The following is a 9,657-nucleotide window of genomic DNA, read 5'->3' as shown; positions in this document are numbered from 1 at the left end:
CCGGCAGCGCCGGACGGGGCGGGCGCCCCGCACACGCGGCCCCGCCCGCCCCACCCCCACCCACCACCAACAGGAAGGAGCACCCGATGACCACGCACACCCGGCAGCTGCTCTCCATCGACGACCTGACCGACGAGGACCTCCACTCGATCGTCGCCCGCGGCGCCCACTTCGCCTCCGGCGCCGGCCGCGCCGAACAGCCCCTGGAGGGCTGGATCGCCGGCATCTACTTCAAGAAGACCTCCACCCGCACCCGTACGGCCTTCTCCGCCGGCGCGCTGCGCCTCGGCGCCCGCATCCTCACCTACGGCCCCGCCGACCTCCAGCTCAACACCGGCGAGACCGTCGAGGACACCGGCCAGGTCATGGCCCGCATGCTGGACGTACTCGTCGCCCGCACCGCCGGCCCCGACGAGGAGCTGCGCGGCCTGTCCGGCGGCGGCCGGCTGCCCGTGGTCAACGCCATGAGCGCCGCCGAGCACCCCACCCAGGGCCTCACCGACCTCACCACGCTCCAGCTGAAGTTCGGCCGCATCGAGGGCCTGAGCGTCCTGTACGTCGGCGAAGGCAACAACACCGCCTCCGCCCTCGCCCTCGCGCTCAGCCGCTACCCCGGCACCACCCTGGAGCTGCGCACCCCGCCCGGCTACGGCGTCGACCCCGCGATCCTCGCCCGCGCCGCCGCCCAGGCCGCACGCCACGGCTCCACGGTCACCGAGCAGCACCACATGGACGGCCTGCCCGAGCAGCCCGACGCCGTCTACACCACCCGCTGGCAGACCACCGGCACCACCAAGCCCGACGCGAACTGGCGGGAGATCTTCGCCCCGTTCCAGGTCACCGGCCGGCTCTGGGAAGCCGCCCCCAAGGCCGTCTTCCTCCACGACCTGCCCGCTCACCGAGGCGAGGAGGTCACCGCCGAGGTGCTCGACGGCCCGGCGAGCATCGCCTTCGACCAGGCCGAGAACAAGATGCACAGCGCCATGGCCGTCCTGGAATGGATCAGGCACGGCGCCGTCAGCGGACCCGCCCCGGAAGGACGCCTGTCATGACCGCGCTCCACCCCGCCCCCGAAGAGGCCCCCGAGGCGGCCGCTGCCGAAGCCGAGGCGCCGCGCCCGCCCTCGCTGCGCCGCAACCGGGACTTCGTCCTGCTCTGGGTCGGCGCCGGGGCCACCGCGCTCGGCGCCCGTGTCAGCTCCATCGCCTACCCGCTGCTGGTCATCTGGGCCACCGGCTCGGCGAGCGCCGCCGGCCTCGTCGGCTTCGCCGCCGCCCTGCCCAACCTGGTCGTCCAACTCCACGCCGGAGCACTCGTCGACCGCTGGGACCGCCGCCGCCTGATGATCCTGTGCGACCTCGGCTGCCTGCTCAGCGCCGCCGCCGTCGGCGCGTCCGTCTTCTCCGGCCACGTGTGGATCCCGCTGCTGATGGCCGCCGCCTTCGTCCAGGGCAGCCTGGCGATCTTCTACCGGCTCGCCGAGCGGGCCGCCGTACGCCACGTCGTGCCCGGCGGACAACTGCCCGCCGCCATGGCCGGCAACGAGGCCCGCGGCCAGGCGGCCGGCCTGCTCGGCCTGCCCGCCGGCAGCGTCCTGTACACCCTCGCCCGCTCCGCGCCGTTCCTCTTCTCCGCCGTCGCGCACACCGTCTCGCTCCTCTCGCTCCTGCTCATCCGCAAGAACTTCCAGGACGAGCGCACCCAGGCCCCCGGCAACCTCCGCGCCGAACTGGCCGAAGGCCTGAGCTGGACCTGGAAGCAGCGCTTCCTGCGCTGGGGCATGCTCCTGATAGCCGGCTCCAACCTGCTCTTCCAGGCCCTGTCCCTCGCCCTCATCGTCGTCGTCAACGAAGCGGGCGGCTCGGCCGCCGCCATCGGCGTCATCACCGCCGTCAGCGGAACGGGCGGCATGTTCGGCGCCCTGACCGGCACCTTCTGGATGCGCCGGGTCAGCCTGCGCGGCCTGCTCATCGGCGGCGCCGTCGGCTGGGCCGTGCTCATGCCGCTCGTCGCCCTCACCGGCAACCCGGTGCTGCTCGGCCTGATCTTCCTGGCCGCCGCCATGATCGGCAGCGTCACCAACGTCGCCGGCGGCGTCTACCAGGTCGGCATCACCCCCGACCGGCTCCAGGGCCGCGTCGGCGGGGCGATGGGCCTGATCGGCTCCGGCGCCGCCTCCCTCGGCATGCTCGGCGGCGGCTTCGCCCTGGAGGCCTTCGGCGCCACCCACACCGTCTACGGCATCGCCGCGGCCATGGCAGCCCTCGCCCTGCTGTCCCTGCTGCTGCCGCACGCCGACTACCCCGAATCCCTCCGCCGCAGCGCCGCCCCCGCGGCCGCGACCGACCCGGAAGCGAAGTGACCCGCATGACCACCGCCACCAGGACCTGGACCCCGTACGAGATCCACCCGGCCGACCTCGGCATCGACGCGACCGCCGAGGCGCTCACCGCCCACCTCGCCGACACCGCGGCCGTCGACCGGCTGCTCACCGAGCAGAAGGCCCTCGTCTTCCGGAGCTTCGGCATCACCCCCGACACCCTCGGCGCGGTCCTCGACCTCCTGCTGCGCAACCGCCTCGCCTACGTGCACGGCAACTCCCCGCGCACCAAGGTCGGCGACAACGTCTACACCTCCACCGAATACCCGGCCGAGTTCACCATCTCCATGCACAACGAACTCTCGTACGCCGAGAACTGGCCCACCCGCCTCGCCTTCTTCTGCCAGCAGGCCCCCGAGACCGGCGGCGCCACCCCCGTCGTCGACGGAGTGCGCTGGCTGGAGTCCCTCGACCCCGAGGTCCGCGAGGCCTTCGCCCCGGGCGTGCGCTACACCCAGAACCTCCACGACGGCCTGGGCCTGGGCAAGAGCTGGCAGGACACCTTCGAGACCAGGGACCGCGCCGAGGTCGAGGCGTACCTCGACGGCACCGGCGCCGACTGGCGCTGGCGCGCCGACGGCGGACTGCACATCAGCCAGCTCCGCCCGGCCACCGTCGTCCACCCCGAGACCGGCCAGGAGGTCTGGTTCAACCAGGCCGACCAGTGGCACCCGGCCTCCCTCGGCGACGAGACCGCCGCCGCCCTCGCCCAACTGCTGCCGCCCAAGGAACTCCCGCAGTACGTCACCCTCGCCGACGGCTCGCCGATCCCCGACCAGTACGTCCTGCAGGTCCGCGACCGCGGCCTGGAGAACGCGGTGAACGTGGACTGGAACACCGGCGACCTCATGGTCATCGACAACATCGCGGTGGGCCACGGCCGCCGGCCCTTCACGGGCCCGCGCCGCGTCCTCGTCGCGATGACCGACTGATGCCGGCCGCAGCGGGCCTGCTGCCCGCGCCGCCGCCCGCGGCCACGGCGTACGACAGCCAGGACGGCCCGCGCTGGTTCCGCCGGCACGGCCGGGGCACGGCCCCCCGCATCCGGCTGGTCTGCTTCCCGCACGCCGGAGGCGCCGCCAGCCTCTACCGGGACTGGCCGGGCCGCCTGCCCGCCGGGATCGAGGTGCTCGCCGCCCGCTACCCCGGCCGCCAGGACCGCTTCCACGAGCCCTGCGTGGAGACCATGGCGGAACTGGCCGACCGCATCACCGCGGCCCTGCGCCCCTACCTCGGCACGCCGCTCGCCTTCTTCGGGCACAGCCTCGGCTCGGACGTCGCCTTCGAGGTGGCCCGCCGACTGGAGGCACGGCACGGCGTCAGCCCGGAACGCATCTTCGTCTCGGGGGCGGCGGCCGCACACGTCAGCGATCCCGTCGACCTCGGCGGATACACCGACGCCCAACTGGTCGCGGAGATGGACCGGCTCGCCTCGCCCGGCACCGAGATCATGGCCGACCCGGAACTCGCCGCCCTGCTGCTGCCCTCGCTGCGCGCCGACTACCGGCTCAGCGCCGGATACCGGCCGTCGCTGGAGGAACTGGGCACCGTCCGGGCCCCGCTGACCGCCTTCACCGGCGACAGCGACCCGCTGCTGCCGCCCGAGGACGCACTGAGCTGGGGGGAGCTGACCACCGGGGGACTGACCCACCGGGTCTTCCCCGGCGGGCACTTCTACCTGGAGGAGCCCCTCCAGCGCGCGACGCTGCTGAGGCTGATCACCGCCGCCCTGCTGCCGGCCGCCTGATGGTCCCCGTATAGACCGCTGCAAGCCCGGGGCATGCAGCCCATGGGCTCAATGGAAACCGAACCAATCAGTACGAAGGGAGATGCCATGCCCGTACCCCACGACCCGCCCGGCAGCCTGACCCTGGAATCCGGTCTGAACGCCCGTGCCGCCGTGGCCGTCCGCAGACTGCGGACCTCGGGCGAGGTGCACGTGTGGTGCTGGGAACTGCCCGCCCGCACCGACCCGGACGACCTCGCCCTGCTCAGCACCCAGGAGTACGAACGGGTGCTCTCCTTCCACCAGGAGCGCGACGCCGCCGCCTTCGTCCGCAGCCACGCGGCAGCCCGCCGGGCCGTCGGCGAACTGCTCGGCGTACCGGCCGCGGAAGTCGCCTTCGGCCGCCGGGACTGCCCCGGCTGCGGGGACACCGGCCACGGCCCGCCGAGCGTGACCCGGCCCGCGCTGCCGCTCGCCATCAGCCTCTCGCGCACCGCCGGCCGCGGGGTCCTCGCGGTCCGGGCCGGCACCCGGGTCGGCGTCGACATCGAGGCCCTGCGCGGGATCCACTCGCAGAGCGTCGTCGACATGGTCACCACCGAGGCCGAGCGCGCCGTCCTGCAGGCACTGACCCCGGGCGACGAGCGGGACCGCGCCTTCCACCGGGTGTGGACCCGCAAGGAGGCGGTGGTCAAGGCCGTCGGCGTCGGCCTGATCGGCACCGAACTGAACGAACTCGACGTACGGGCGGACCTGACCGGCCGCGTCGAGGTCCGGCACGCCTTCCAGGGCCGGCGCACCCTGTGGGCCGTTGAGGACCTGGACGTCGGACCCGACTGGACCGCCTGCGTGGCCCGCCCCGCCGCCGCCGCGACCGGCCCCGTCCGCCTGCACCCCGTACACCCGCCCGTCCGATAGCCACGTACCCGAGAGGGAGACAGCAATGACGCTCGAAGCCACCGAGAAGACCTTCCCGCAGCTCACCGAGGCCGACGAGGAACTGTGGGCCGACTACCACGCCCTGCTGGAGACCGTCGTCCAGCAGTCCGATCCCGGACCCGGCGAGCACGGCTGGGAGGCCCGCGAGCGGATGCGCGTCTCCGCCTGGGTGCGCCACGTGTACCAGCACCCGCTCTCGCCGGCCGTGTTCGCCGCCCCCGTCTGCGCCGACCGCGCCGCGGCGGAGCGCGTCGAGGCCGCCGAGCTCGCCTTCCGGATGGACGTCGGCCGCGGCGCGGCCCGCCCGGCCCGCCCCTCCGCCGACGTCCGTTCGGTCGCCGCCGTCGCCGCGATGCGGGCGATCACCGCCGCCGCCCTCGCGCAGACCCCGCCGAGCCCGCGCGAGCGCGTGGTCTCCGACGTCTGGGCCGTGGTCCGCGAGACCATCGCCCCGCTCGCCGAACGCGGCGTACCGGTCTTCCAGCGGGCGCGCAACTCCTGGTGACGGCGCGGCGATCCGCCGGCAGCGCAGAGTCCGGACCCGGGAGCGGGGGACCCGGCCGCGGCACGAACGCGGTCCGGGTCCCCTTTTCCCTTGGCGGACCCGTGTCTCACGAGCTGACCGACACCGTGCCGCCCAGGGTGCGGAGCTTGAGGTTGTGGCCCGAGGCGGGGTCGGTGCGCACCGACACCTTCTCGCCACCGCCGACACCCTTCGCGTCGACCGCGTACGCGGCCGAACCCGGCACCTTCACCTTGACGTCACCGCCGCTGGTACCGGCGTCCACCTTCTCCGGGGGCGCCGTGAAACTCGCCTCCACATCCCCGCCGTTGGCCTTCGCCAGCAGGCTCTTGGCGCCCAGTTCCCTGCCGTGCACCGAGCCGCCCGTGGTCCGTACGTCGATGGCGCCCGACACGTTCCTGACGGTGATGTCGCCGCCGAAGGCCACCAGCTTCACCGACAGCCCACCCGGCACCTCCAGCCGGTAACTGATCTTGCAATCCGAGTCGTCGCCGCAGTCCGGGCCGCCGCCCAGCGTCAGCTCGCCGCCCGACACGGACTGGTCCGTCTTCGGATTCTTCCCGCTGTACGTGACGGTCTCGGTCACCTTCACGCTGTCGCCGGAGCCCCCGACGACCTCGATGTCCCCGTCCGGCGACCGCACCGACAGCGCGGTCACCTTCTGCGACACCGTGTAGGTGCGTACGTCCGTCTCGCTGCCCAGTGAGCAGCCGGTCAGCGTTCCGCCGGCCAGCGCGGTCACCAGGACCGGCATGGCCAGGACATGGGCCCGGGTCCGGGCCCCGGGTCGGGACTTCGTCGGGAGTGCGGCGATCGGCGCGGTGGTCATGTTCTCTCCAGGGTTCACCACGCCGCGTTGGCGTGGGTTCGAGGGGCGGACAGCCCGGCGAGCAGCCGGACGAGTTCATGGCAGCGGTACAGCGGCCGGCCCTGCGGATCGACCCCGCTGAGGTCCAGCAGCGCCGCGTCGACCAGGCTTTCCAGCCCCGCCTCGGCCACCGCCTCCGAAATCTCCAGCGCGACCGCGATCCGGCGCGCACCGAACGGCTCCGCGCCCGCGTCCGCCAGCGCCGGCAGCACCGTCCGGGCGCGGGCGTCGAGCAGCGCCCCCGGCGGCAGCAGGGCGTCGCGCACGTTCAGCTCGGCGAAGCTCAGCTCGCCCAGCCGCGTCCGCGGATCGGCCAGCCGCTCGGCGAGCCGGGCCGCCGGCCAGTGCGGCCGCGAGGCCAGCCTCGTCCCGGCGATCCGCAGCGCCAGCGGCAGCCCCGCGCAGTACGCCACCAGGTCGTCTGAGGCGTCCGGGTCCGCGGTGATCCGGGCGCGACCCGCCGCGGAGGCGAGCAGCTCCAGCGCCGTGTCGTCGTCCAGCGGGGACAGCGCCACCGAGTACGCCCCCGCCACCCGGGCGAGCTGGGTACGGCAGGTCACCAGCACCGTGGTCTCCGTGGAGCCGGGCAGCAGCGGCCCGACCTGGAGGTCACCGGCCGCGTTGTCCAGCAGGAGCAGCATCCGCTTGCCGGCGGTGCGGGTCCGGTAGAGGCGTACCAGCTCCTCCAGGTCGCCGGCCGCGTCCGGCCCCTCCAGCCCGACCTCGCCCAGCGCGCGCAGCAGCCGCACCAGCACCTCGCCGGGGTCGCGGGGGGTGCCGTCCGCCTGGCGCAGGTCGGCGTACAACTGCCCGTCCGGGTAGCGGGCGGCGTTCGCGTGCGCCACCCGCACCGCGAGGGCCGTCTTGCCGATGCCCGCCATGCCGGTGATCAGGAACCGGCGCGGCCGCCAGGCGCCCTCCTCGGCCCCGGGCGGGGCCAGCATCGCGCCCAGCGCGTCCAGTTCGGCCTCGCGGCCGGTGAAGTCGTCGATGTCCGGGGGCAGCATCGCCGGGACGTCGGCCTTGCGGGCGGCCGGCCCGATAGGCGCCGGGGACTCCAGCCCCAAATCGCCGCCGAGCACCGCCTTGTACGTGTCCCCGAGCGCGACACCGGGATCCACGCCGAGCTGCTCGGCGAGCACCCGGCGGCCCTCGTGGTACGTGTTCAGCGCGTCCGCCTGGCGCCCGCACCGGTACAGCGCGGTCATCAACTGCGCCCGCAGCCGCTCCCGGGTCGGGAACCGCGCGACGAGACCACTCAGCTCACCCGTCACCCGCTCGTGCCGCCCCACCGCGAGATCCGCCTCGATCCGCTGCTCCAGCGCCTGGGTACGGGCCTCCTCCAGCGGCTGGAGCTCCTCCGCCAGCATGTGCTCGGTGACGTTCGCCAGCGCCGGACCGCGCCACAGCTCCAGCGCCCGCGTCAGCAGCTCGCCGGCCTCCTCGTAGGCCCCGGCGCGCAGCGCCTGGCGCCCGTCGCGCTCCAGCTTCTCGAAGTCGACCAGGTCGATGGCGCTGTCCCCGGTGTGCAGCAGGTAGCCCGGCTGCTGCCGGACGATCTCCACGTCGTCACCGAGGTGCTTGCGCAGCCTCGACATGTACGTGTAGATCTGCGCCCCGGCCGTCGCAGGTGGGTCCCAGCCCCACAGCAGGGTGTTCAGCCGGGCGTCCGACACCACCCGCCCGCGGGCCAGCAGCAGCGCCGCGAGGACCGTGTGCACCTTCGACCCCGACAGTGCGATCCGACTGCCGTCCCGCCTCGCTTCGACCGGTCCGAGAATCCGGAACTCCATCTTCGTCACCCCGTTGCTCCGATGTATGTGTCTCGAGCTCAGTCACCGAAGCTAGAGGCCGGGGCTGTCGGGCCGATTTCACTTCGATTTCGGCCATCGAGCAGCCGAAAACCCGTGTAGTCGCCCCGGTTCGGGGGAGGGGCATAGAACGAAAAGAGAAAGACGGTGCACTGTGGTGGGGCTGGTTCCGCCCGACGGGCGGGCCGGCGCACAACGCCCCGACAGCGAGAGGACCCCGGCGTCCATGAGGCCGACCACGATGAGCGCGCCGCCCCGCAGCGGCGACCAGACGACGGAGTACGCGCTGCGGCTGGACGCGGTGACCAAGGTGTACGGAAAGGGCGGCAGCCAGGTCCGCGCCCTCGACGGGGTGACGGTGGGCGTGCCGCGCGGGTCGTTCACCGCCGTGATGGGCCCCTCCGGGTCCGGCAAGTCGACGTTCCTGCACTGCGCCGCCGGACTGGACATGCCGTCCACCGGTTCCGCGTACATCGGTGAGACCGAGCTGAACGGCCTGAACGAGACCGAGCTGACCATACTGCGGCGCAAGCGGATCGGCTTCGTCTTCCAGGCCTTCAACCTGGTGGCCTCGCTGACCGTCCGCCAGAACATCGAACTCCCGCTGCGCCTGGCGAAGGAGAAGCTGGACTCGGCCTGGCTGGAGGAGGTGCTGGGCAGGGTCGGGCTGACGGGGCGCGCCACGCACCGACCCGGCGAGCTCTCCGGCGGCCAGCAGCAGCGCGTGGCCATCGCCCGCGCGCTGATCACCCGCCCCGACGTGCTGTTCGGCGACGAACCCACCGGCGCCCTGGACACGGTGACGGCCAAGGAGATCCTCGCGCTGCTGCGCGGCAGCGTCGACGAGACCGGCCAGACGGTCGTCATGGTCACCCATGACCCGGTCGCCGCCTCGTACGCCGACACCGTGCTGTTCCTGGCCGACGGACGGCTCGCCGACCGGATGGACCAGCCGACTCCCGACCGGGTCGCCGAGCGGATGACCAGCCTGGGAGCCTGGGGGACCTGAGCGATTTCGTTGTCCGGAGACGGTCGAAATCGAAGCGATAACGACCCAACAGAGCCTCTCCCTAGCGTTCATCTTGTCGCACCGCACCGGCGGCGAGGCAAGGACAGAAACGACTGAGGAGAAACCCGATGCGCAGCACCCGCACCCGCACCGCTTTCGTCGCCGCCCTGGGTACCGTGACGGCCGTCTGCGCCCTCACCCTGGGCTCGGCGGCCACGGCGGCCGCGAGCGAGGTCCCGGGCACCGCGCCGGTCCAGGAGGTCGTCTGCCCGGTGGCCGGCCCGATCGCCGGTCCGGCGGTGGGCCCGGTGTGCGACATCAACGACGAGAACCCCTGGAGCTGATCCCCACCGACCGGCGCAGCGAGGGGGGGGGGGGGGGGGCGGCAGCCGGAGCCGCCC

At 73.5% G+C, this 9,657-nt stretch carries 10 protein-coding genes; 8 read left to right on the top strand and 2 right to left on the bottom strand.

Annotated elements, in window-relative coordinates:
* The first annotated feature begins 86 nt into the window (after positions 1–86).
* The 6 genes from ACFWBF_RS28230 (at position 87) to ACFWBF_RS28205 (ending at position 5,550) form a co-directional block, all read left to right on the top strand.
* Positions 87–1,052, top strand: coding sequence for an ornithine carbamoyltransferase (locus tag ACFWBF_RS28230; RefSeq protein ID WP_385606833.1), 966 nt, complete (start codon positions 87–89; stop codon positions 1,050–1,052).
* Complete coding sequence (locus ACFWBF_RS28225) at positions 1,049–2,362, top strand: MFS transporter (protein WP_385606831.1); 1,314 nt, start codon at positions 1,049–1,051, stop codon at positions 2,360–2,362. Before ACFWBF_RS28230 ends, ACFWBF_RS28225 begins: the two co-directional genes overlap by 4 nt.
* 5 nt (positions 2,363–2,367) lie before the next feature.
* Complete coding sequence (locus ACFWBF_RS28220; protein WP_385606829.1) at positions 2,368–3,312, top strand: TauD/TfdA family dioxygenase; 945 nt, start codon at positions 2,368–2,370, stop codon at positions 3,310–3,312.
* Entirely contained in the window at positions 3,312–4,127 is an 816-nt protein-coding gene (locus tag ACFWBF_RS28215) for a thioesterase II family protein (RefSeq protein WP_385606827.1), read from the top strand. Before ACFWBF_RS28220 ends, ACFWBF_RS28215 begins: the two co-directional genes overlap by 1 nt.
* A gap of 87 nt (positions 4,128–4,214) precedes the next feature.
* Complete coding sequence (locus ACFWBF_RS28210; RefSeq protein ID WP_385606825.1) at positions 4,215–5,024, top strand: 4'-phosphopantetheinyl transferase family protein; 810 nt, start codon at positions 4,215–4,217, stop codon at positions 5,022–5,024.
* A gap of 25 nt (positions 5,025–5,049) precedes the next feature.
* Positions 5,050–5,550 (top strand): hypothetical protein, encoded by a 501-nt coding sequence (locus ACFWBF_RS28205; RefSeq protein ID WP_385606823.1) that lies wholly within the window; start codon positions 5,050–5,052, stop codon positions 5,548–5,550.
* A 106-nt stretch (positions 5,551–5,656) separates the two neighbouring features.
* Here the strand turns inward: ACFWBF_RS28205 and ACFWBF_RS28200 are convergent, their stop codons facing one another.
* Together ACFWBF_RS28200 and ACFWBF_RS28195 are read right to left on the bottom strand one after the other, a co-directional pair.
* A complete protein-coding gene (locus tag ACFWBF_RS28200; protein WP_385606821.1) occupies positions 5,657–6,397 on the bottom strand; it encodes a DUF4097 family beta strand repeat-containing protein in 741 nt (246 codons plus the stop codon).
* 14 nt (positions 6,398–6,411) lie between these two features.
* Entirely contained in the window at positions 6,412–8,229 is a 1,818-nt protein-coding gene (locus ACFWBF_RS28195) for a BTAD domain-containing putative transcriptional regulator (RefSeq protein ID WP_385606819.1), read from the bottom strand.
* A 244-nt stretch (positions 8,230–8,473) separates the two neighbouring features.
* On the opposite strand from ACFWBF_RS28195, the gene ACFWBF_RS28190 reads away from it, so the two are divergent.
* Positions 8,474–9,256 (top strand): ABC transporter ATP-binding protein, encoded by a 783-nt coding sequence (locus tag ACFWBF_RS28190; protein ID WP_385606817.1) that lies wholly within the window; start codon positions 8,474–8,476, stop codon positions 9,254–9,256.
* A 128-nt stretch (positions 9,257–9,384) separates the two neighbouring features.
* Complete coding sequence (locus tag ACFWBF_RS28185) at positions 9,385–9,600, top strand: hypothetical protein (protein ID WP_385606815.1); 216 nt, start codon at positions 9,385–9,387, stop codon at positions 9,598–9,600.
* The last annotated feature ends 57 nt before the right edge of the window (positions 9,601–9,657 follow it).

The organism is Streptomyces sp. NPDC060028 (assembly GCF_042736725.1).
Classification (GTDB): domain Bacteria; phylum Actinomycetota; class Actinomycetes; order Streptomycetales; family Streptomycetaceae; genus Streptomyces.
This window is presented reverse-complemented; position numbering and strand designations above follow the sequence as displayed.